General features: G+C 70.7%; 20 protein-coding genes and 1 tRNA gene. 11 read left to right on the forward strand and 10 right to left on the reverse strand.

Going from position 1 to position 22335, the window contains the following annotated elements:
- The first annotated feature begins 5 nt into the window (after positions 1-5).
- Together ACZ4Z4_RS14360 and ACZ4Z4_RS14365 are read left to right on the forward strand one after the other, a co-directional pair.
- A complete protein-coding gene (locus ACZ4Z4_RS14360) occupies positions 6-545 on the forward strand; it encodes a DUF501 domain-containing protein (protein ID WP_468326738.1) in 540 nt (179 codons plus the stop codon).
- Positions 542-1513: a Ppx/GppA phosphatase family protein gene (locus ACZ4Z4_RS14365; protein ID WP_468326739.1), complete on the forward strand. Its 972-nt coding sequence runs from the start codon at positions 542-544 to the stop codon at positions 1511-1513. The genes ACZ4Z4_RS14360 and ACZ4Z4_RS14365 overlap by 4 nt, the downstream gene beginning before the upstream one ends.
- Positions 1514-1598: 85 nt before the next feature.
- Here ACZ4Z4_RS14365 and ACZ4Z4_RS14370 read toward each other — a convergent pair whose 3' ends face one another.
- Complete coding sequence (locus ACZ4Z4_RS14370) at positions 1599-1772, reverse strand: hypothetical protein (protein WP_468326741.1); 174 nt, start codon at positions 1770-1772, stop codon at positions 1599-1601.
- A 421-nt stretch (positions 1773-2193) separates the two neighbouring features.
- Between ACZ4Z4_RS14370 and ACZ4Z4_RS14375 the strand changes: the two genes are divergently transcribed.
- Positions 2194-3597 carry an NAD(P)/FAD-dependent oxidoreductase gene (locus tag ACZ4Z4_RS14375; RefSeq protein WP_468326742.1) on the forward strand — a complete coding sequence of 468 codons (1404 nt, stop codon included), beginning with the start codon at positions 2194-2196 and terminating at the stop codon, positions 3595-3597.
- A 241-nt stretch (positions 3598-3838) separates the two neighbouring features.
- Entirely contained in the window at positions 3839-5134 is a 1296-nt protein-coding gene (locus tag ACZ4Z4_RS14380; protein ID WP_468326744.1) for a class I SAM-dependent methyltransferase, read from the forward strand.
- Between the two features lie 113 nt (positions 5135-5247).
- Here the strand turns inward: ACZ4Z4_RS14380 and ACZ4Z4_RS14385 are convergent, their stop codons facing one another.
- Complete coding sequence (locus ACZ4Z4_RS14385; RefSeq protein WP_468326746.1) at positions 5248-7770, reverse strand: ABC transporter permease; 2523 nt, start codon at positions 7768-7770, stop codon at positions 5248-5250.
- 153 nt (positions 7771-7923) lie between these two features.
- Positions 7924-8694 (reverse strand): ABC transporter ATP-binding protein, encoded by a 771-nt coding sequence (locus tag ACZ4Z4_RS14390; protein ID WP_362998497.1) that lies wholly within the window; start codon positions 8692-8694, stop codon positions 7924-7926.
- Between the two features lie 394 nt (positions 8695-9088).
- Here ACZ4Z4_RS14390 and ACZ4Z4_RS14395 point away from each other — a divergent pair.
- Together ACZ4Z4_RS14395 and ACZ4Z4_RS14400 are read left to right on the forward strand one after the other, a co-directional pair.
- Positions 9089-9171, forward strand: a tRNA-Leu gene (locus ACZ4Z4_RS14395).
- Between the two features lie 215 nt (positions 9172-9386).
- Positions 9387-10319, forward strand: coding sequence for a Bax inhibitor-1/YccA family protein (locus tag ACZ4Z4_RS14400; RefSeq protein WP_468326747.1), 933 nt, complete (start codon positions 9387-9389; stop codon positions 10317-10319).
- Positions 10320-10402: 83 nt separating this feature from the next.
- Here ACZ4Z4_RS14400 and ACZ4Z4_RS14405 read toward each other — a convergent pair whose 3' ends face one another.
- Positions 10403-10633, reverse strand: coding sequence for a DUF4287 domain-containing protein (locus ACZ4Z4_RS14405; RefSeq protein WP_055545457.1), 231 nt, complete (start codon positions 10631-10633; stop codon positions 10403-10405).
- Positions 10634-10735: 102 nt separating this feature from the next.
- Here ACZ4Z4_RS14405 and ACZ4Z4_RS14410 point away from each other — a divergent pair, with 102 nt between their 5' ends.
- Positions 10736-11047, forward strand: coding sequence for a hypothetical protein (locus ACZ4Z4_RS14410; RefSeq protein WP_468326749.1), 312 nt, complete (start codon positions 10736-10738; stop codon positions 11045-11047).
- Positions 11048-11094: 47 nt separating this feature from the next.
- On the opposite strand, the gene ACZ4Z4_RS14415 is transcribed toward ACZ4Z4_RS14410, so the two are convergent.
- From ACZ4Z4_RS14415 to ACZ4Z4_RS14425, 3 genes are all read right to left on the reverse strand, one after another.
- Positions 11095-11976 (reverse strand): hypothetical protein, encoded by an 882-nt coding sequence (locus tag ACZ4Z4_RS14415; RefSeq protein WP_468326751.1) that lies wholly within the window; start codon positions 11974-11976, stop codon positions 11095-11097.
- A 258-nt stretch (positions 11977-12234) separates the two neighbouring features.
- Positions 12235-13455, reverse strand: a complete 1221-nt coding sequence (locus ACZ4Z4_RS14420) for an acetyl-CoA C-acetyltransferase (protein ID WP_468326753.1) — start codon at positions 13453-13455, stop codon at positions 12235-12237.
- A 374-nt stretch (positions 13456-13829) separates the two neighbouring features.
- Positions 13830-14849 carry an SGNH/GDSL hydrolase family protein gene (locus ACZ4Z4_RS14425; RefSeq protein WP_468326754.1) on the reverse strand — a complete coding sequence of 340 codons (1020 nt, stop codon included), beginning with the start codon at positions 14847-14849 and terminating at the stop codon, positions 13830-13832.
- A gap of 184 nt (positions 14850-15033) precedes the next feature.
- Here ACZ4Z4_RS14425 and ACZ4Z4_RS14430 point away from each other — a divergent pair, with 184 nt between their 5' ends.
- On the forward strand, positions 15034-16425 hold the full coding sequence (locus tag ACZ4Z4_RS14430; protein WP_468326755.1) for a cystathionine beta-synthase: 1392 nt from the start codon (positions 15034-15036) through the stop codon (positions 16423-16425).
- A gap of 412 nt (positions 16426-16837) precedes the next feature.
- Here ACZ4Z4_RS14430 and ACZ4Z4_RS14435 read toward each other — a convergent pair whose 3' ends face one another.
- Both ACZ4Z4_RS14435 and ACZ4Z4_RS14440 read right to left on the reverse strand, forming a co-directional pair.
- A complete protein-coding gene (locus ACZ4Z4_RS14435) occupies positions 16838-17260 on the reverse strand; it encodes a hypothetical protein (RefSeq protein WP_468326757.1) in 423 nt (140 codons plus the stop codon).
- An 11-nt stretch (positions 17261-17271) separates the two neighbouring features.
- Positions 17272-18699, reverse strand: a complete 1428-nt coding sequence (locus ACZ4Z4_RS14440) for a purine-cytosine permease family protein (RefSeq protein ID WP_468326758.1) — start codon at positions 18697-18699, stop codon at positions 17272-17274.
- A gap of 137 nt (positions 18700-18836) precedes the next feature.
- Here ACZ4Z4_RS14440 and ACZ4Z4_RS14445 point away from each other — a divergent pair, with 137 nt between their 5' ends.
- The 3 genes from ACZ4Z4_RS14445 to ACZ4Z4_RS14455 all read left to right on the forward strand — a co-directional run bounded on the left by ACZ4Z4_RS14445 (position 18837) and on the right by ACZ4Z4_RS14455 (position 20578).
- Entirely contained in the window at positions 18837-19061 is a 225-nt protein-coding gene (locus tag ACZ4Z4_RS14445; RefSeq protein WP_468326760.1) for a hypothetical protein, read from the forward strand.
- Complete coding sequence (locus ACZ4Z4_RS14450; RefSeq protein WP_468326762.1) at positions 19058-19891, forward strand: MurR/RpiR family transcriptional regulator; 834 nt, start codon at positions 19058-19060, stop codon at positions 19889-19891. The genes ACZ4Z4_RS14445 and ACZ4Z4_RS14450 overlap by 4 nt, the downstream gene beginning before the upstream one ends.
- Before the next feature lie 96 nt (positions 19892-19987).
- The gene (locus tag ACZ4Z4_RS14455; RefSeq protein WP_468326763.1) at positions 19988-20578 is read left to right on the forward strand and encodes a hypothetical protein; all 591 of its coding nucleotides are present in this window, start codon (positions 19988-19990) and stop codon (positions 20576-20578) included.
- A 6-nt stretch (positions 20579-20584) separates the two neighbouring features.
- On the opposite strand, the gene ACZ4Z4_RS14460 is transcribed toward ACZ4Z4_RS14455, so the two are convergent.
- Positions 20585-21952, reverse strand: a complete 1368-nt coding sequence (locus tag ACZ4Z4_RS14460) for an APC family permease (RefSeq protein ID WP_468326764.1) — start codon at positions 21950-21952, stop codon at positions 20585-20587.
- Positions 21953-22335 lie beyond the last annotated feature (383 nt).

Consider the following 22335-nt stretch of genomic DNA (forward strand, 5'->3'; position numbering starts at 1 on the left):
CAGGCATGGAAACGCCCCCGCCGAGCACCCCGCGCACCGAGCCCACCGACGCCGACGTCGAGGCCTTCAAGCAGCAGCTCGGCCGCCCGCCGCGCGGCCTGCGGGCCATCGCGCACCGCTGCCCCTGCGGACAGCCGGACGTCGTCGAGACGGCGCCGCGCCTCCCGGACGGGACGCCCTTCCCGACGACGTACTACCTGACGTGCCCGCGGGCCGCCTCCGCGATCGGCACGCTGGAGGCCAACGGCGTCATGAAGGAGATGTCGGAGCGGCTCACGACGGACGAGGAGCTGGCGAAGCAGTACCGCGCCGCGCACGAGGACTACATCGCGCGCCGTGACGCCATCGAGGTCCTGGAGGGCTTCCCGAGCGCGGGCGGCATGCCGGACCGCGTGAAGTGCCTGCACGTCCTGGTCGGGCACTCCCTGGCCGCGGGGCCCGGCGTGAACCCGCTGGGCGACGAGGCCATCGCGATGCTCCCGGAGTGGTGGGCGAAGGGCCCCTGCGTCACGCCGTGCGCCGACGCCGCCGAGGGCGCCGAGTGACCCGGGTCGCCGCCATCGACTGCGGCACGAACTCGATCCGCCTCCTGGTGGCGGACGCCGACCCGGCCACGGGCGAACTGGTCGACCTGGACCGGCGGATGACGATCGTCCGGCTCGGCCAGGGCGTGGACAGGACGGGCCGCCTCGCGCAGGAGGCCCTGGACCGCACCTTCGCGGCCTGCCGCGAGTACGCGGCCGTCATCAAGGAGCACGGCGCCGAGCGGATCCGCTTCGTCGCCACCTCCGCCTCCCGCGACGCCGAGAACCGCGACGCATTCGTCCGGGGCGTCCTGGACATCCTGGGCGTCGAGCCGGAGGTCATCTCCGGCGACCAGGAGGCCGAGTACTCCTTCACCGGCGCCACCAGGGAACTGACGGGCCGTGCCGACCTGGCCGAGCCGTACCTGGTCGTGGACATCGGCGGCGGCTCCACGGAGTTCGTGGTCGGCACGGACCACGTGCGGGCCGCCCGCTCCGTCGACGTCGGCTGCGTCCGCATGACCGAGCGGCATCTCGTACGGGACGGAGTCGTCACCGACCCGCCGGCGCCCGAGCAACTGGCCGCGATCCGCGCCGACATCGAGGCCGCCCTCGACCTGGCCGAGCGCACGGTGCCGCTCAAGGAGGCCGGCACGCTGGTCGGCCTGGCGGGTTCGGTGACCACGGTCGCCGCGATCGCGCTCGGTCTCGACACGTACGACTCGGCGGCGATCCACCACTCCCGGATCTCGTACGAGCAGGTCAGCGCCATCGTGGACCGTCTCACGCACGCCACGCACGACGAGCGCGCCGCGATCCCGGTGATGCATCCGGGCCGCGTCGACGTCATCGCGGCGGGCGCGCTGGTCCTGCTGGCGATCATGGACAGGACCGGCGCGCGCGAGGTCGTGGTGAGCGAGCACGACATCCTCGACGGCATCGCCTACGCAGTGGCGGAGGACATCGAAGCAGGCCGGAAGAGCGCCTGACCGGGTCACCTCCTCGCCCGGTGCCGGCATGCGGAACGCCCCGCCGCAGGGGAGCGGCGGGGCGTTCGGAGGCGTGAGTTCCGGCCTACTGGGTCTCGTTCGCGCAGACACCAATGCCGAGAACGCCAATGCCGCAGAGGAGATTGAGCCCGAACTGGCTGTCGGAGCCGTCGGGGTCGTTCGCGGCTGCGGTGCCGGAGCTACCAAGTACAGCGGCAGCAGCCATGGCTATGGCCACCAGAGCAGTGCGGATACGCATGAGCCCTCCAAATGTTGCTGGTGCGGTCACCAAACACGCTGGCCCACGGACCGCCGCCGCGCGACATGTTGTGGTGCAACCGGGTGACCAGAAAGTTCGTGAAGTTCTTCACAAGGAAAAAGCCCCTGCTGGGCGCGGTTCGACGGTCTCGGGCCGCCAAAAGGGGGCTTTTCGAAGGGCCGGGCTCGTGGCCGGGATGTTTCGTGCGGGTGACCGGAGTGCGGCGAGGGGTTCCGAATCGGGCCGGAAGGGGCCTCGGAGTGCAGCTCACAAGGGGTGCACAACGACTCGTGTGGCATCGTGGTTCCCCACAGACACCATGACCTCGGTCACGTGGGCGGCGAAGTGTAGCAGAGGCCCTTGGCATGCTTGTGAAGGGGCGCACGAGCGACCCCCGCCGGGCGGGTGGATACTCGATGGCATGAGCACCACGGAGCGTCCCAGGATCCTCGTAGTAGGCGGTGGGTACGTAGGCCTGTACGCAGCTCGGCGCATTCTCAAGAAGATGCGCTTCGGAGAGGCGACCGTCACGGTCGTCGACCCCCGTTCGTACATGACCTACCAGCCCTTCCTCCCCGAAGCCGCCGCAGGCAGCATCTCGCCGCGGCACGTCGTCGTACCGCTGCGGCGCGTACTGCCGAGGGCGGAAGTCCTCACCGGCCGGGTCACCACCATCGACCAGGACCGCAAGGTCGCCACGGTCGCGCCGCTCGTCGGCGAGGCCTACGAGCTGCCTTTCGACTACCTGGTCATCGCGATGGGCGCGGTCTCCCGCACCTTCCCGATCCCCGGCCTCGCCGAGCAGGGCATCGGCATGAAGGGCATCGAGGAGGCCATCGGCCTGCGCAACCACGTCCTGGAGCAGCTGGACAAGGCTGACTCCACGACCGACGAGGAGGTCCGCCGCAAGGCGCTGACCTTCGTCTTCGTCGGCGGTGGCTTCGCGGGCGCGGAGACCATCGGCGAGGTCGAGGACATGGCCCGCGACGCGGCCAAGTACTACAAGAACGTGAAGCGCGAGGACATGCGCTTCGTGCTCGTCGACGTCGCGGACAAGATCCTCCCCGAGGTCGGCCCGAAGCTCGGCCAGTACGGCAAGGAGCACCTGGAAGGCCGCGGTGTCGAGGTCTACCTGAAGACCGGCATGGACTCCTGCGTGGACGGCCACGTGGTCCTCAACAACGGCCTCGAGGTCGACTCGAACACGATCGTGTGGACCGCGGGCGTCAAGCCGAACCCGGCGCTGTCCCGCTTCGGTCTGCCGCTCGGCCCGCGCGGCCACGTGGACACCCAGACGACGCTCCAGGTGCAGGGCACGGACTACATCTGGGCCGCGGGCGACAACGCCCAGGTGCCGGACGTCGTCGGCCGCAAGGCCGGCAACGAGAACGCCTGGTGCCCGCCGAACGCCCAGCACGCGCTGCGTCAGGCCAAGGTCCTCGGCGACAACGTGATCTCCGGCATGCGGGGCTTCCCGCAGAAGGAGTACAGCCACGCCAACAAGGGTGCGGTCGCCGGTCTCGGCCTGCACAAGGGCGTCGCGATGATCGTCATGGGCAAGATGAAGATCAAGCTCAAGGGCCGTCTCGCCTGGTACATGCACCGCGCGTACCACGGCATGGCGATGCCGACGTTCAACCGCAAGATCCGCGTCTTCGCGGACTGGACGCTCGGCATGTTCCTCAAGCGCGAGGTCGTCTCCCTGGGTGCTCTGGAGGCCCCGCGCGAGGAGTTCTACGAGGCGGCCAAGCCCGCCCCGAAGCCCGCGGTGGCCGCCGAGCCGGCCCCCGCGGCGAAGACCGAGGAGCGGGCGAAGGCCTCCTGACCTCGCGTCACCGATACACCCCGTAGGGGCCGCCTGCCATCCGTGGTGCGGGCGGCCCCTTCGGCATGTCGGCGGCGGCATGTCGGCGAAAAAATAGATGCCGGGGGCATCTATTTTGCCGTACCGTGACGGAGCGACGGGACTGCGCCCGGCCCCCGCGGCGTTGCCATGGTGTTGGACCGTTCCGGGATTTTCCCTCATTGTCACAACAAGGGATGCCCCATCCACGGAGGTGTGCGCCATGCAGGACGCCGCACAGCGGCTGAAGACCCTCGCCGAGCAGCTCACGGGAGCCCCGCTGCCGGTACGAATCCGCGCCTGGGACGGGTCGGAGTCGGGCCCCCCGGACGCCCCCGCACTCGTCGTACGCAACCGCCGCGCCCTGCGCCACCTCCTGTGGAAGCCGGGCGAGCTGGGCCTCGCCCGCGCCTGGGTCGCCGGTGACCTGGACGTCGAGGGCGATCTCTACCGGGCCCTGGACACGATGGCGGAGTTCATCTGGGAGCGCGACGACGGCGCCAGGAGCCTGCGGCAGTCCCTGCGCGACCCGGCGTTCCGCGCCGCGGCCCGCTCCCTGCTCGCCCTCTCCGCCCCCTTCCTGCCGCCCGCGCCGCCGCCCGAGGAGATGCGCAGACACGGCCGTCTCCACCTGCACACCAAGGGCAGCGACCGCCGCGCCATCAGCCACCACTACGACGTCGGCAACGACTTCTACGAGCTGGTCCTCGGCCCGTCGATGGTCTACTCGTGCGCCTACTGGGAGTCGCCCGACGGCACCCTGGAGGACGCCCAGCGCGACAAGCTCGAACTCGTCTCCCGCAAGCTCGGCCTGCGGCCCGGCATACGGCTGCTCGACGTCGGGTGCGGCTGGGGCTCCATGGCGATCCACGCGGCACGCGAGCACGGCGTGAGCGTCGTGGGCATCACCCTCTCCCAGGAGCAGGCCGCCTACGCGAGGAAGCGGGTGGCCGAGGAGGGCCTGACGGACCGGATCGAGATCCGCGTCCAGGACTACCGCGACGTGCGCGACGGACCGTACGACGCCATCAGCTCCATCGGCATGGCCGAACACGTCGGCAGCGAACGCTACCTGGAGTACGCCCACGACCTGTACGCCCTCCTCAGGCCCGGCGGGCGGCTGCTCAACCACCAGATCGCGCGCCGCCCGCAGGCCGACGAAACGGCGTACTCCGTGGACGAGTTCATCGACGCGTACGTCTTCCCCGACGGCGAGCTGGCGCCCGTGGGCACCACCGTCGCGCTCCTGGAGAAGGCCGGCTTCGAGGTGCGCGACCTGGAGTCCATCCGCGAGCACTACGCCCTCACCCTGCGCCGCTGGGTCGCGAACCTGGAGGCGCGCTGGGCGGAGGGACAGCAGCTCACCTCACCCGGCCGCGCCCGCATCTGGCGCCTCTACATGGCCGCCTCCGCACTGGCCTTCGAACACAACCGCATCGGCGTCAACCAAGTCCTCGCGGTGAAGACCCCCGAGAGCGGCACCTCGGGGCTGCCGCTGAGGTCCAGGGACTGGAGGTGACATCCAGCCCGTCCGGCGTTTGAGGACGAGCCGCGCAGCGGCGACACGCGGCACGCCGAAGGGCCCCGGCGAGATTCCTCGCCGGGGCCCTTTGCCCGTACCCCCCGCGGGAGCTACTCGCTCTTGATGGCCATCAAAGGATTCAGCTTCGCCGCGCTGCGGGCCGGCCACATCGCCGCGAGGACACCGACCAGGGCCGCGATCCCGAGGAAGATCACGATCCGGCCGAGCGGGATCTCCATGGAGTACGTGGAGACGCTGTTCGAGATCGTGCCGCCCGCGACCCAGCCCATGAAGAGGCCGAGCCCGATGCCGAGCACCGCGCCGAACAGGGAGATGATGACCGCCTCCAGGCGCACCATCTGCTTGACCTTCGCGCGGTCGAGGCCGATCGCCCGCAACATGCCGATCTCGTGCTTCCGCTCGAACACCGACATGGCCAGGGTGTTGATGACGCCGAGCACCGCGATGAGGACGGCCATGGCCAGCAGGCCGTAGAGCATGTTCAGCATCATGTTGATGGCGCCCGCCACCTGGTTGCTGATCGCGTCCTTGTCCTGGACGGTGATGGCCGGGTTGTCGCCCAGGGCGTCGATGATGGCGTCCTCGGCCTTGTCGGAGGTGCCGCCCGCCATCTTCACCAGGACCTGCTTGTCGACGACCTTGGTCAGGTGCGGGTCGACGACGGAGGTCGGCGCGAAGAGGCCGTTGAGCATCTCGTTGCCCTCGTAGACACCGGCGACCTTCAGCTCGACCTTCTTGCCGTCGTCGTCGAACTTCATCGGGAAGGTGTCGCCCGCCTTGAGGCCCTTGTCCTTGGCGGTGTCCGCGTCGACGAGCGCGCCGCCGGACTTCAGGCCGGCCACCGAGCCGCTGGTGAAGTCCAGGCCGACCAGCTCGCCGAAGGTCTTCGGGTCGACGCCGGAGATGGAGACGAAGCCGCCGTCGACCTCGCCGTAGGTGCTGCGCAGCGGAGTGGTCGCCTCGACCTGCGGGAGCTTGTCCAGCTTCTCGCGGACCTCGGGGGTCAGCGGCTGGAAGTTCGCCATGGAGACGCTGTAGTCGGCCTTCATGGCGCCGGCGGCCATCTTGTTGATGGCGGTGCTCATCGAGGTGGCGACCACGGTCATCGCGGTGATGAGGGTCAGACCGATCATCAGGGCCGCGGCCGTGGAGGCCGTGCGGCGCGGGTTGCGCACCGAGTTGAGGCGCGACAGCTTGCCGGTGACGCCGAACGGCTTCAGGAGCGGCGCCGAGGCGGCGATGAACGGACGGGACAGCAGCGGCGTGAGGACGATGACGCCGACGAGCATGACGCCCGCGCCGCCCGACTTCACGTAGTTGTCCTTCATGAAGAGCATCACCGCGCCGAGCGCGACGATGAGCGAACCGATGGTGTTGCGGACCACCAGGCCCCGCACGGTCGGCGTCGCGTGGACGCTGTTCATCGCGGCGACCGGCGGGATCCGCGCGGCACGGCGGCCCGGCAGCCAGGCGGCCAGCATGGTCACGACGACGCCGATGAGCAGCGCCACGACGATCGTGGTCGGGGCGATGACGAGCGGTCCGTCGGGCAGCGAGGCGCCGGCGGAGTTCATCAGGGACTCCAGGCCCACGGCCACACCGATGCCGAGCGCGAAACCGCTCACGGCGGCGACCATGCCGACGAGGAAGGCCTCGATCAGCACGGAGCGCGTCACCTGGCGGCGCGAGGCGCCGACGGCCCGCATGAGCGCGAGCTCCTTGGTGCGCTGGGCGACCAGCATGGTGAAGGTGTTGGCGATGATGAAGATGCCGACGAAGAGCGCGATGCCGGCGAAGATCAGCAGGACCTGGCTCATCGAGCTGGTCTGCTCCTCGATCATCCTGTCCTGCTGGTCCTTGAGCTCGCCGCCCGTCATCGTCGAGGAGTCCTTGGGCAGGATCTTCTCGACCGACTTCTCCAAAGCCGCCTCGGAGGTGCCCGCGGCCGCCTTCACGTCGATCTCGTCGTACTGGTTCTTGTTGAGCGCCTTGAACGCGGTCTCGTTGTCGAAGACGACCAGGCTGCCGCCCGCGACGACGCTGCCCTCGTCGGTGTCGAAGATGCCGCTGACCTTCGCGGTGCGCACCGGTCCGTCGGTGGAGTAGCGGACGGAGTCGCCCACCTTGTAGCCGGTGCGGCCGGCGGTGCGGGAGTCGAGGGCGATGTCACCGGCGGACTTCGGGGCGGCGCCCTCGGTGAAGTCGTAGCGCGGGTCCTTGCCGTCCTTGCCCGGGAAGTAGTTGGCGCCGGTGGTGCCCCACTCGCCGCCCACCAGCTTGCCGTCCTTGTCGGCGAGCGCGGTGAAGCCCGAGACGGCGCCGAGCACGGAACCGGCGCCGGGCAGCCCGTCGGCCTTCTTCAGGAGGGAGTCGGTGAGCTCGGGCTTCTGCTTGGGACCGTGCCCGTCGTCGCCGGAGTAGCCGCTGTCGGACGTGATGGCGACGGAGACGTGGTCGAAGCTCTTCGCCGACTTGTTCTTGTAGGCGTTGCCGAAGGTGTCGGTGAAGACGAGGGTGCCGGAGACGAAGGCGACGCCGAGCATGACGGCGAGCACGGTCATCAACAGCCTGGCTTTGTGCGTGAGCACGTTGCGCAGGGCGGTACGGAACATGGGTGTGAGTCCAGGGTGAAGTGAAGGGGGGAGTGCCCCGCAGGGGCCTCCCAGGGGCGCGGGGAACTGCGCGACAAGCCACGAGCGGCCCGCAGTCCCGACGAATGCCGGACCTCGACGGCGGCAGGGGAGCCGCCCGAGGCCGAGCGGCCACTAGCTCGTGCGGCCCTTCGCGTCGAAGTGCTTCATACGGTCGAGCACCCCGTCCGCGGTCGGCCGGTGCATCTCGTCGACGACGCGCCCGTCCGCGAGGAAGATCACGCGGTCCGCGTACGACGCGGCGACCGGGTCGTGGGTGACCATCACGACGGTCTGCCCGAGGTCGCGCACGGAGTTGCGGAGGAAGCCGAGGACCTCCGCGCCGGAGCGCGAGTCGAGGTTTCCGGTCGGCTCGTCACCGAAGATGATCTCCGGCTGGGAGGCGAGCGCGCGGGCCACGGCCACGCGCTGCTGCTGGCCGCCGGAGAGCTCGGTGGGCCGGTGCTTGAGCCGCCCGGAGAGGCCGACCATCTCGATGACCTGCTCGACCCACTCGCGGTTCGGCTTACGGCCCGCGATGTCCATCGGCAGCGTGATGTTCTCCAGGGCCGTCAGGGTCGGCAGCAGGTTGAACGCCTGGAAGATGAAGCCGATCTTGTCCCGGCGGAGCTTCGTGAGCTGCTTGTCCTTGAGCGTGGACAGCTCGGTGTCGCCGATGCGCACGGAGCCGGAGCTGAAGCTGTCCAGACCGGCGACGCAGTGCATCAGGGTCGACTTGCCGGAGCCCGAGGGGCCCATGATCGCGGTGAACTCGCCCTGCCCGAAGTCGACGGAGACCCGGTCCAGGGCGACCACCTGGGTCTCACCCTGTCCGTACACCTTGGAGAGTTCCGTGGCGCGCGCGGCCACGGCGGTGGCGCGGGTGGCGAAGGGGGTGGTGGTCACGGGGTGGTGCTCCTGTCGGGACGACGAGTGGGGACGTACTCCATCGTCCTTGCCGATCAGCGCCCTGTAGTCAGCCCCTGTTCCGGTTCCCGGGGCCATCTCGAGTCGGACTTGAGGGCGTCCTGTCATACCTGGGTATGACGTGCGTCCCCGATGCGGAAAGGAGGAGAAAGCGGGACCGGGAACGTCGGGAGGGCTAAATTCCGTCATTCCGCGCAGAGGCCCACGAGCCCGGCCGGGCCCGGGTACAGGCCTCCGGCATGTACCAACGGACCGTGACAACGGCTGATGCACCCTCAGACGTCAATAAAATAAGACAACATCGGGCTGTCCTTCCGCTGTTCGGGGGATGCCTCCCGATAGGGTCGAAGCCTCGACGCGGAGCCCATGGCCTGCCCGGATGGTGGAATGCAGACACGGCGAGCTTAAACCTCGCTGCCCCTCGGGGGCGTGCCGGTTCGAGTCCGGCTCCGGGCACATCCGCTGATTGGTGAAGGTGCCGGCGGCACCGCTCCCCCCGGCCCGCGGGGTCACCCGGGCGGCGGAACGGTACCGATCCGGGAACAGTACGCCCCGGGTCGAGCGTTCTCCCTCACAGAGAGGGAAAGATCCTCCCCAAGCACTAGGTCCATCCCTTTGCCTACGCATTACTCTTGAGGCAAAGCCACACACGGTGGCCATGGAGGAGTGAAATGAGGAGCAGTAACCCGGTCTTCTCGCGACGGGGGTTCAGCCGCGACAACGGCTTCGCCGGCTTCGGCGCGCAGCCGCAGGCCGGGGGACCCGCAGCCGCGACCCAGACCCAGCAGGGCAACCCGTACGCGCAGGGCAATCCGTACGCGGGCGGCCAGCAGGCCCCCGCCACCAACCCCTACGCCACCAATCCGTACGCCCAGCAGGACCCGCAGCACGGCGCCCCCCAGGCGCCCGTGACCACCGCGGGACGCATGACGATGGACGACGTCGTCATGCGCACCGCGACCACGCTCGGCACGCTCGTGGTCACGGCCGCGCTCGCCTGGGCGCTGCTGCCGGTGGACGACGCGAACATCAGCAAGTCGTACGGCATCGCGATCGGCGCCGGCCTCGTCGCGATGGTGCTCGGCCTCGTCCAGGCCTTCAAGCGCAAGGCCTCGCCCGCGCTGATCCTGGCGTACGCCGCGCTGGAAGGCGTCTTCCTCGGCGTCATCTCCAGCGTCGTCGACAACCGCATCGCGAGCGGCGCGGCCATGCAGGCCGTGCTCGGCACGATGGCCGTCTTCATCGGCGTCCTCGTGGCCTACAAGGCGGGCTGGATCCGCGTCAACCGCCGTTTCTACGGCTTCGTGATGGCCGCGGCCCTCGGCTTCCTGCTGCTGACCTCCGTGAACCTGCTGTTCATGGTCTTCGGCGGCGGTGACGGTCTCGGCTTCCGCAGCGGTGGCCTCGGCATCGCGTTCGGCATCGTCGGCATCCTGCTCGGCGCCTGCTTCCTGGCCCTGGACTTCAAGCAGGTCGAGGACGGCATCGCGTACGGCGCCCCGAAGGAAGAGGCCTGGCTCGCCGCGTTCGGTCTGACGATGACGCTCGTCTGGATCTACATGGAGTTCCTGCGCCTGATCGCCATCTTCTCGGGCAACGACTGAGACGGCTGACAGCGCCTGACAGCTGAACCGAAGGGCCCGCGGACCGGAGACGGTCCGCGGGCCCTTCGCCGTGTGGGTGGGGGTCAGAGGAACTTGCGGGCGGCCCGCCTGAGGTCGTACTCGTGGATGATCGCCTTCGCGTGGCCGTACGCGAGATTGTGTTCGGCGCGGAGCCAGCTGACCTTCTCCTCGAAGCGGAAGAGAGAGGGTCCTTCGTCCACGGCGCGGAGCCAGTCGGAGACTTCACGACCGGTGCAATGGGGGATTCGGGCGAGCAGGTTGCGGTGGGTCTCCTCGGAGAAGACTTGTGACATCGGCGCCTCCGGACGCGTCGCGATGTGTTCCGTCCTTCACGACACCGTGCCTGAGTGCAGGGGCGTTGGCAACAGTCCCGTAAAGGCACATAGGGTCGCGGGGTGCTCGATACGACGCCTTTGACGGCCGCAGTGGACCATTTCGCCGACCGCCTGCGGGCCGCGCCACAGAGCCGGCTGCAACGCGGCGCGGCGACCGAAGCGCTCGCTCTGGCCAGGGAGTTGGCGGTGCTCGCACAGCGCATCGAGGAGCCGGGGACCCCACCGCGGGAGATGCCGGACGCCGGGATGTTCGCCGCCGCCGACCAGATTACCGTCGCCGGCCGGGACCTGGCCCTCGTCCTGACGGACGCCGAGGAGCTGGAGCGGGTGCTGCGCCTCGTGGAGGAGGCGCAGAAGCGGGCGGGAGTCTAAGGGCCCTCTTGCGGCCCTCCGGGGCCCGCCCTGTGCCCCCCGTCGCCTCAGACGGACGCGATGACGCGGTCGGCCAGGATGTAGATGTTCTCGGTGCCGCACTCGAAGGTCAGGGCGTACGCGCCCGAGATGCCGGAGCCGCCCAGCAGGAACGGCGTCCTGCCCTCGCGCAGGGCCGCGGCGAGGAGCTCGGCCGTCTCGCGGTGGCCGGGCGTCATGCACAGCGTCGTACCGTCCGCGAAGACGTACACGTCCAGGGTGCCCAGCGGTCCCGGCCGGACGTCGGCGAGTGCGGTGCGGGCGGCGGCGAGCTCCTCGAGGCACTCCACCGTGCGCTCGTGGTCGCCGCGGGCGCCGTCGGGGGCCGGGGTCTGCACCGGCACGAAGTCCGGGTGCGAGGGGTGGCGGCGGCGGGCGGCGGCCAGCTCGGGGGAGTCCCCGCCGTGCACCCCGTCCAGGGGAGTGCCGCCGGCGAACTCGTCGGTCCCCGCCGGGTCGGCGAAGGGCTCGGCCACCGGCTCCAGGCTGTCGGACTCCAGGCCCGCGAAGTCGGCCTGGCGCGGCAGGAACAGCTCGTCGGCGATGCTGTCGGGGATGCCGGGCAGGCCACTGAGCAGCGAGGGCCCCTCGGAGCCGTCACGGGCCTCCTGGGCCGCCCAGAAGGCGCGGGCCTCGGCGAGCTCCCGCTCCCGCTCCTCGGCGAGCGCCTCGGTCACGGCCGCGCGTATCTCGTCGGTGTCCACCGTGGCGCGGGCGGCCGGCACCGTCGGCTGCGCGCCGCTCGTGGCACGCCTGTCGGCCTGCTCGGCGTGCAGGGCTGTGATCTCGGCGAGCTGCTTGCGCAGGCCGTGCACGGCGTGCAGGGCGGCGACGCCCACGGCCGTGGCAGCGGCCGTGGAGAGCAGCAGGGCAAGGGGCAAGGCGCTCACTGACGTACTCCCGGTTCCAAGTCGACCCCCGACTTCCTACATCAGCTTGAAGCCTGCACGATCCGCCTGTCAGTGCATTACGTCACGAAATGGACAGGTCTTTCGGCCCGGTGTATCACCGCACACCCGTGCTGAGCTGGGCAGATATATCTCCCCCAGGAGATAGGTCACATCCTGGGGGAGATTGGGTCACGAAGTGATCCAGGGGCCTGTGGGACCTGGGGACCCGGGGGGCCCGCGGTGGCAGACCCTGGCTGCCTAGCTGAGGCGCTCGATGACCATCGCCATGCCCTGGCCGCCGCCGACGCACATCGTCTCCAGGCCGAACTGCTTGTCGTGGAACTGGAGGGAGTTGATGAGCGTGCCCGTGATGCGGGCGCCCGTCATGCCGAAGGGGTGGCCGACGGCGATGGCGCCGCCGTTGACGTTGAGCTTGTCGATGTCGATGCCCAGGTCGCGGTAGCTCGGGATCACCTGCGCGGCGAAGGCCTCGTTGATCTCGACGAGGTCGATGTCGTCGATGGTGAGCCCGGCCCGCCGCAGGGCCTGCTTGGACGCCTCGACCGGGCCGAGGCCCATGATCTCGGGGGAGAGGCCGGTGACGCCGGTGGAGACGATGCGGGCGAGCGGGGTCAGGCCCAGCTCGCGGGCCTTGGTGTCGCTCATGATCACGAGGGCGGCGGCGCCGTCGTTCAGCGGGCAGCAGTTGCCCGCCGTGACCATGCCGTCGGGGCGGAAGACGGGCTTGAGGCCCTGCACGCCCTCCATGGTGACGCCCGCGCGCGGCCCGTCGTCCTTGCTGACGACCGTCCCGTCCGGGGTGGTGACAGGGGTGATCTCCCGCTCCCAGAAACCATTCTTGATGGCTTCCTCGGCGAGGTTCTGCGAGCGGACGCCGAACTCGTCCATGTCCAGACGGGTGACGCCCTTGAGGCGGGCGAGGTTCTCGGCGGTCTGCCCCATCGCGATGTACGCGTCCGGGATGAGCCCGTCCTCACGCGGGTCGTGCCACGTGGAGCCCTCGCTCTCGGCGACGGCGGCGGTGCGGGCCTCGGCGTCGGCGAAGAGGGGGTTGTGGGTGTCGGGCAGCCCGTCGCTGGTCCCCTTCACACTCCGCGACACCATTTCCACACCGGCGGAGATGAAGACGTCGCCCTCGCCGGCCTTGATGGCGTGCAGGGCCATGCGGGAGGTCTGGAGGGACGAGGAGCAGTACCGGGTGATGGTGCAGCCCGGCAGGTGGTCCATGCCCAGCTGCACGGCCACGATGCGGCCGAGGTTGTGCCCCTGCTCGCCACCGGGCAGGCCGCAGCCCAGCATCAGGTCGTCGATGTCCTTCGGGTCCAGCTCCGGCACCTTGGCGAGGGCGGCCTCGATGATGGTGGCGGTCAGGTCGTCCGGACGCAGATCCTTCAGCGAGCCCTTGAAGGCGCGGCCGATCGGGGTGCGGGCGGCAGAGACGATCACGGCTTCGGGCATCAGGACGCTCCAGTGACGAGGCGAAGGGTGGGGTGGGTCAGGGCTCTCTGGGAAGTTACCTGCACGTATCGCTATCGGTCATCGGGTCGGGGGTGTGACGCGGGCCGCATTTCTAAGCGGGCGCTCAGGCCGCGGGGCCCTGGGCGGGTGGGGGTGCGTTCTCCGCCTGCGGGCCGGTGGGGGTTGCTCGCGCAGTTCCCCGCGCCCCTGAAGGCCCACCCTTCGGCGGGCGGCGAGGAGGACCACCCAGGGGCGCGGGGAACTGCGCGACAAGCCCCCACCGGCCCGCAGGTAGCCGTGAACGGGCGGGGCGGCGGAGGACCACCCAGAGGCGCGGGGAACTGCGCGAGCAACCCCCACCGGCCCGCAGGTGGTCAGTGAGGGAGCGGCGACGGTTCCGGGGCGTTGATGCGGCGGCGGCGTCGGCGTTTGAGGAGGGCCCAAGGGCCGCGCGGGCCCGTCGGCATCGCGGCTGTGACCTCCGTGCCGCCCTCCGAGGCCGCCTGGGCCGCAGCCGTTGCCACCGGCAGGAAGCCCTCGCGGCGCGAGACGTCCGGGCGGTCCTCCTCCGGCCACAGGCCGAGCGCCGCGCAGAGCGTGGGGAGCACTGCCATCGCCGCCGTCGCGTAGCCCTCCGCGGAGGGGTGGTAGCGGTCGGGGCCGAAGAGTTCGCGCGGGTGCGCCGCGAACTCGGGGCCCAGCAGGTCGCCCAGCGACACCGTCCGCCCGCCCTGCTCCACCACCCCGATCGTCTGCGCCGCGGCCAGCTGCCGCGAGACGTGCCGGGCCAGCCACCGCAGGGGCTGGTAGACGTTCTCGACCGTGCCCAGGTCGGGGCAGGTGCCGACGACGACCTCCGCACCGGCCGTACGGAGCCTGCGCACCGCGGCGGAGAGATGGCGCACCGACCGCGTCGGCGGCATCCGGTGCGTCACGTCGTTCGCGCCGATCATGATCACGCAGACGTCCGGCACCCAGGTCGGGTCCGACAGGATCAGCGTCACCTGCCGGTCCAGGTCGTCCGACTGGGCGCCCGGCAGCGCCACGTTCCGCAGGTCGACGGGACGCTCGGCGACCGCGGCGAGGCCGGAGGCGAGCAGCGCCGCCGGGGTCTGCCTGGCCCGGTGCACGCCCTGCCCCGCCGCCGTGGAGTCCCCGAGCATGGCGAACCGCACCGGTTCGGGGGAATCGGCGCGGGCGGGACGGGCGAACGCCCCGCCGTACCGGCCGTCCGCCCGCGGTGGATCCGTGTGCCCGCCATTGCCCACGTTCCGCTTCGCCAGCTGTACCTCGGCCAGCACCACGCCCACCGTGGCGGCCCCGAGCAGCCCGATGCCGCCGCCGCCGTACGCCGCGCCCGCGGCGATCCGCCGCGCCACCCTCGCCCTCGACATGCCCTACAGCCACCTCCTCGTGCCGTACCGGTTCGTACGGCCGTACATCCACTCATTGCCCCGTAAGCACGGTCGGCCAATCGCAAGCGGAGGTGAACGGATGAGGAGGCCCCTCAGGGTTTCGCGAGAAGCCCTAGGCTGACCGCACCAATTCGTCGCACTACATCGCAGCCCGGAGACAACGGTGCAATTCCACGACTCGATGATCAGCCTCGTCGGCAACACCCCGCTCGTGAGGCTCAACAACGTGACCGCGGGCATCCAGGCGACCGTCCTGGCCAAGGTCGAGTACTTCAACCCCGGCGGTTCCGTGAAGGACCGCATCGCGCTGCGCATGATCGAGGCGGCCGAGCAGAGCGGGGAGCTGAAGCCCGGCGGGACGATCGTCGAGCCGACGTCCGGCAACACGGGCGTCGGGCTTGCCATCGTGGCCCAGCAGAAGGGCTACAAGTGCATCTTCGTCTGCCCGGACAAGGTGTCCCTCGACAAGATCAACGTGCTGCGCGCGTACGGCGCCGATGTGGTGGTCTGCCCGACCGCCGTCGACCCCGAGCACCCGGATTCGTACTACAACGTCTCCGACCGGCTCGTGCGCGAGACGCCCGGTGCCTGGAAGCCCGACCAGTACAGCAACCCGAACAACCCGCTCTCCCACTACCACTCCACCGGCCCCGAGCTGTGGGAGCAGACGGAGGGGAGGATCACCCACTTCGTGACGGGCATCGGGACCGGCGGCACCATCTCCGGCACGGGCAATTACCTGAAGGAGATCTCCGGCGGCAAGGTCACCGTCGTCGGTGCCGACCCCGAGGGGTCCGTGTACTCGGGCGGCTCCGGGCGGCCCTACCTCGTCGAGGGCGTCGGTGAGGACTTCTGGCCCACTGCGTACGACCGCAATGTCACCGACGAGATCATCGCCGTGTCCGACAAGGACTCCTTCCAGATGACCCGGCGGCTCGCCAAGGAGGAGGGGCTGCTCGTCGGCGGTTCCTGCGGCATGGCCGTCGTGGCGGCGCTGCGCGTCGCGGAGCGGCTCGGTCCGGACGATGTGGTGGTCGTCCTGCTGCCGGACAGCGGCCGCGGCTACATGAGCAAGATCTTCAGCGACGAGTGGATGAACGACTACGGCTTCCTGGAGGAGGCCGGCGACCAGCCGCGCGTCGGCGACGTGCTGGGCCGCAAGGAGGGCGGCGAGCTGCCCTCGCTGGTCCACATGCACCCCGAGGAGACCGTCGGGGAGGCCATCGAGGTGCTGCGCGAGTACGGCGTCTCGCAGATGCCGATCGTCAAGCCGGGCGCGGGCCACCCCGACGTGATGGCCGCCGAGGTCATCGGCTCGGTCGTGGAGCGGGAGCTGCTCGACGCGCTCTTCACGCAGCGCGCCTCGCTCTCCGACCCGCTGGAGAAGCACATGTCGGACCCGCTGCCGCAGGTCGGCTCCGGTGAGCCGGTGGCGGACCTGATGTCGGTGCTCGGTGGCGCGGACGCGGCGATCGTCCTGGTCGAGGGGAAGCCGACCGGTGTCGTGAGCCGGCAGGACCTGCTCGCGTTCCTCGCGGGGCAGCAGTCCCAGTGAGGCAGCGGTCCCGGTGAGTCGGTGAGGAACTTCTCCGAAGCGGTACGCGCGTGTCATGTGCGCGCAGCACCGGCTTAACACGGCTGCGGCACATTGGTCGTTGTCGGCGTCAGGAACTCCGGAGCGGCTCCCGGACCTCCACGGACGCCCGGATGCGGGCCGGCTCTGACCCGGTCCGCGTTCCTCGCGGGGACCGCCGTCGTCCCGCCCCCTGGGCAGGGCCCGGGGGTGCGGCGGTCCCCGCGCTGACGCTCCGCTGGGTTGGGCGGTTTCTCGTCTGCGGGTGCGTGGGGGTTGTTCGCGCAGTTCCCCGCGCCCCTGAAGGCCCACGCTTCGGCGGGCGGCGAGGAGGACTACCCAGGGGCGCGGGGAACTGCGCTACCAGCCCCCACCGGCCCGCAGGCGAAGAAAGTCAGGCGTCCCACTCCGAGGAGCGGTGGTCCTCGCGGCGGCGGACGAAAGACGTGCCGCGCAGCCCGTGCACCGCGTTCACCCCCAGGATGCCGGCCCAAGAGACGAAGAGGCCGGTCAGCCCGGCATTCACCGCGGCGATCGCCGAGAGCGGGATCGCGAGGACCAGCGAGATCACGCCGAAGCCGAAGCGCTCGCTCCAGGAGTCGACGGGGCTGCCGGGGGAGCGGGCGCCCCGGGCGACGACCATCTGCTGCTCGGCCAGGTGGCGGCGCAGGCGGCGGTCGATCGTGCCGTCCAGACGCTGCTCGACCTTCCCGAGGAACGAGTCGACCAAGGCGGAGTCGTACTCTTCGCCGAGCTCCCTGCGGGCGTGCAGGGTGGCGTCGAGTTCCTTCTTGAGTTCCGCGTCACGGGCTTCCATAACCGTTGACGTTACGGCGCGGTGGCCTCGCTGGCGCTGGGGCTAACCCCCCTTTCCGCCGGGGCGCCGGCCCCAGGGACGGGCGGGTTCCGCCTGGCCAGGGACCAGTACAGCACCGCAGGCACCACGAGCCCCACGAGCCACGAGATGTCGGCGCCGCCCAGCGGGTCGACCAGCGGACCCGTGTAGAAGTGCGTGACCAGGAACGGGAGCTGGGCGAGGAGTCCCACGCCGTAGACGAGCAGCGCGTCCCAGCGCCAGGCGCCGTAGCGGCCGTGCGGGTCGAAGAGGGCGGGGATGTCGTACCGCTCGCGGGAGATCAGGTAGTAGTCGACCAGGTTGATCGCCGACCAGGGCGTGAAGAAGGTCAGCAGGAACAGCAGGAAGTCCTTGAAGGACGCCAGGAAGCTGTCCTTGCCGAGCAGCGCCACCGCCGTGCCCGCCACCATGATCACGGCGATGTACGCGGCCCGCCCGCGCGGCCCGACGACCTTCTGTCCCCGGAAGCCGCTGACGCTGGTCACCATCGACATGAAGCCGCCGTAGGTGTTGAGCACGTTGATGGTCAGCTTGCCGAGGGCGATCACGAAGTAGAGGAAGGAGGCGATCAGGCCGGTGCCGCCGAGGCCGACGACGTAGCCGACCTGGTTGGCGAGGAAGGCGTCCCCCGCGCTCGCCGCCACGAGCACGCCGAACGTCATGGACCACTGCGAGCCGAGCGCCGACCCCGAGAGCGTCCACCAGAACGTGGCCTTCGCCGACGTCGTACGCGGCAGGTAGCGCGAGTAGTCCGCGACGTACGGACCGAACGCCAGCTGCCAGGACGCCGAGAGCGAGACGGCGAGCAGGAACATCGGCAGGTCGAAGTGGGCGTCCGAGAACAGTGCGCCGATGTCCACGCGGTCGACGAGGCGGATGCCGAGGTAGACGAACGCGAGCGCGCAGATCACGCTCGCCACCCGGCCGAGCGCGTGGATGACGCGGTAGCCGACCGCCGCCATGACCGCCGTGACGGCGGCGAAGACGACGATGCCCGTGGTGTCGTCCGTGTGCGTCAGTTCCGCCGTCGCCTGGCCCGCGAGGACGCTGCCGCTCGCGAAGAACCCGACGTACATGAGGATGACGAGGAGCAGCGGGACGACCGCGCCCTTCACGCCGAACTGGGCCCGCGACTGGATCATCTGCGGCAGGCCGAGCTTCGGGCCCTGCGCCGAGTGCAGGGCCATCACCGCGCCGCCCAGCAGGTTGCCGAGGACGAGGCCGACGAGCGACCACACCACGTCGCCGCCGAAGACGACGGCGAGGGCGCCCGTGACGACCGCGGTGATCTGGAGATTGGCGCCGAGCCAGAGCGTGAACTGGCTGAACGCCGTGCCGTGCCGTTCGTCGTCCGGGACGACGTCGATGGAGCGCCGCTCCACCAGGTCCTCAGCTGCCATGACGCATCTCCTTCGGCCCGTCCCGGAGCTGGGCGCGAGGACGGGCACGCCGCCTTGCCCGGCTGCATATCGTCATGCAGAGTTCTCGCTGTCTGAATAAGTTGTCAATAGTTTTCGGTACGGAGGAGGGAATGCGCGTGCAGTCGTCTCGCATCGCGGACGCGGTGGCCGGCGAGCGGGAAGCGGTCGCGCTCGCCGGCTCCGCACTCGCCGACCCCGTGCTCGAAGCGGAGATCGCGGACCGGCCGCTGACGCATGATGTGACGGCGGCGGCGGGACTCCCCGACCGGTTCACCCGGCTCCGGTCGGAGCTCGGCGCCGGAACGACTGCGGGTACGGACATCCTGAGGGGGACGGCATGACTGACAGCCCTGCCGCGCGACTGCAAGTGCTCTTCGAGGGCCACCGGCTCACACCCACCCAGCGGCGCATCGCGCACTGCATGGTGCGCAGGGCCGCCGACGCGCCCTTCCTGTCCAGCGTGGAGCTTGCCGAGCTCGCCGGGGTGAGTCAGCCCTCGGTCACCCGCTTCGCCGTCGCCCTCGGCTTCGACGGCTACCCGGCCCTGCGCAGGCACCTGCGGGACGTGGCGCCCCCCGAGACGTCGGCGAAGGCCCTGGCGAACGAGTACCAGCAGGCCGTGGAGGCGGAGATCGAGAACCTGCGGCACCTCGCCGAGGCCCTCGCCGACCCGGAGCCCGTGGAGCGCGCCGGACGGCTCCTCGCCGCCTCCCGGCCCCTGCCCGTCCTCGGCCTGCGGGCCGCCGCCTCGCAGGCGTACGGCTTCTCGTACTTCGCCGCCAAGGTCCACCCCGACGTGCGGCTCCTCGACGAGGGCGGCACGATGCTGGCCGACCGCCTCGACGCGGCGGTCCGCGCGGGCGCCACCGCCCTCCTCTGCTTCGCGCTGCCCCGCCACCCCCGCGAGGTCGTCGACGCGCTCGCCCACGCCCGGTCGGCGGGCCTGACGGTCGTCACCGTCGCCGACTCCGCGTTCGCCCCCGTGGCCGCCCACTCCGACCTCCTCCTGCCGGCCGCGGTCGGCACGGGCCTCGCCTTCGACACGGCCTGCGCGCCGATGCTGCTCGGCCGGGTTCTCCTGGAGGCGATGTGCGACGGCCTCCCGGACGCGCAGGCACGCCTGGAGGAGTTCGACGTGCGGGCGGCGGAGCGGGGGCTGTTCGTGGAGTGACCCCGCCGGGGCGGGCGCCCCGCTCTCACCCTCTCCTCATATTCCGGCGCTAGCCTCCTCCGCCGAAGAAGCACGGCGGGAGGCGCGGGAGGCGACGTGGGACGCGGTGGGCACGGGCTGGCGAGGGTGCCGGTGGTCGTACGGGCCGGGGCGGCGCCCCTGTGGTGGCTCGGGGTGGTGGCCGCCGGTGTCGGGGCGCTGCCGGACGGGCTCACCGGGCGGCGTATCGGCGTCCTCACCGGCGCCGCCCTCCTCATCATCGTGGCCGTCGTCGTCGCGTACTCCCGCGGAAAGCGTTACGACGGTCTCGCCCGCGAGGCGACCCGCGCCGGGAAGTACGACGTGTTGCAGAGCCGGTCCGTGACCGTGCGGAACTGGCGGCGCGGCCACCGCTGGTGGCTCGCCGCCGCGTTCCTCGCCGCCCTCGGCACCGCCTTCGCCGTCCCCGTCGCGGGCGGCGCGGCCCTCGCGGGCGCGGGAGCGGGCCTGTGGGCGAAGGCGGCGCGCATCGGCCGCCGCGAACGCGACGACGACGTACTCCTGTGGGTGCGCGTCGACTGGCTGGGCCGGCGCGCGGGCGCCCCCGCGGGCGGGCCCGTCAAGGGCTACCGCAGCACGGGCATCGCGGCGGGCGACGCGGCCCCGGGCGGCGCCCGCCGCACGACGACGGCGGCCGCGCGACGCTGAGGAGTCTCACTCCTCGCCGCGCGCCTTCAGCACCGCCTTGTTGACGCCCCACAGGCCGACGCCGATGGCGATCAGGACGCCGGCGCGGATGTAGACCTCCGCGGGGCGGTCCGCGAGGGGGCTCGCGAGGACCAGGGCCGTGACGGCGCCGAGGACCGGCAGGACGGTCGGCGTACGGAAGTGCTCGTGCTCGACGGGGTCGCGGCGCAGCACCAGGACCGCCACGTTGACCACCGCGAAGACGCACAGCAGCAGGAACGCCGTGGTGTCGCCGAGCCCTTCGATCTCACCGGTCGACACCAGGCCGATGGCGAGCAGCGAGACGAAGACGATGCCGACGACGGGCGTGCGGCGCTTGGCGAGGACGCGGCCCATGGCGCGGGGCAGGATGCGTTCGTTGGCCATGCCGTAGCAGAGCCGCGAGGCCATCATGATGTTGATGAGGGCCGAGTTGGTCACCGCGAAGAGGGCGATCAGGGCGAACAGCTTGTGCGGGAAGTCGACGCCGCCGGCCTTGACGACCTCCAGGAGGGGACCGCTCGACCCCTCCAGGGTCTTGTGGTCGACGAGCAGGGACGAGACCAGCGCCACCAGGACGTAGATCGTGCCGGTCACCGCGACGCCGATGAAGATCGCGCGCGGGAAGGTGCGGACCGGGTCCTTCGTCTCCTCGGCCATGTTCACCGAGTCCTCGAAGCCGACGAAGGCGAAGAAGCCGAGCGCGGTCGCGCCGAGCACGCCGGTCATCAGGGCGTATCCGGTGCCGTCGCCCGTCTCGAACTCGGTGAGGCGCGAGGGTTCGCCGTCCCCGGTCAGCACCGCGTACACACCGATCGCGAGGATGATCGCGAGGCCGGTCAGCTCGACGAGGGTGAGGACGACGTTCGTCTTGACCGACTCCGAGACGCCCCGCATGTTCAGCGCGGCGAGCAGCACGATGAAGGTGATGGCGATCAGGGTGGGCGGCAGCGCGTCGTCCGTCAGCTCTCCCAGATAGTCGCCGCTGAAGGCCCGGGCGGCGGCGCTCGCGGAGGAGAGCCCGGAGCACATCACCATGAACGCGATGATGAAGGTGAGGAACGGCGTCTTGAACGCCTTCTGGGCGTAGAGCGCGGCACCGGCCGCCTTCGGGTACTTGCCGACCAGTTCGACGTACGACGCCGCCGTCAGGATCGCCACGACGAACCCGATCGCGAACGGCAGCCACAGCGCGCCGCCGACCTTTCCCGCGACCTTGCCCGTGGTGGCGTAGATGCCGGTGCCGAGGATGTCGCCGATCACGAAGAGGATCAGCAGCTTGGGACCGATGGCGCGGTGCAGCGCCGGCTCTCCGGCCGGTGGTGTTGCGGTGGCGGACGTGTCCGATGTCGTCACAGGGCCCTCCCCCGGGGTTCGGGACTGGATCGGGACTGGACGAGGGTCTGCCCGTGACCCAGATCACTAAGCGCGACTTGAGCAACCTCAGAGCGTTCCGGCCCCCTTTGCGGGGGACGCTCCCGAAGGTGCCGCCCAGGGGCGCGGGGAACTGCGCGATCAGCCATAGCGGGCCTGTAGGGGCGTACGGTCCGGGCTCCGCAGACGTGTCTGCCTGTGGCGGTTGCTTGGCGGGTGCGGGTGATCTTGGGTTGTTCGCGCAGTTCCCCGCGCCCCTTACGGGGCCGCCGGGCCCGGTGCGGCTGTTTTTAGGGGCGCGGGGAACTGCGCGACCAGCCACAGCGGGCCTGCGGGGGCGTACGGTCCGGGCCCCGCAGACGTGT

This window comes from Streptomyces sp. NPDC030245 (assembly GCF_055572995.1).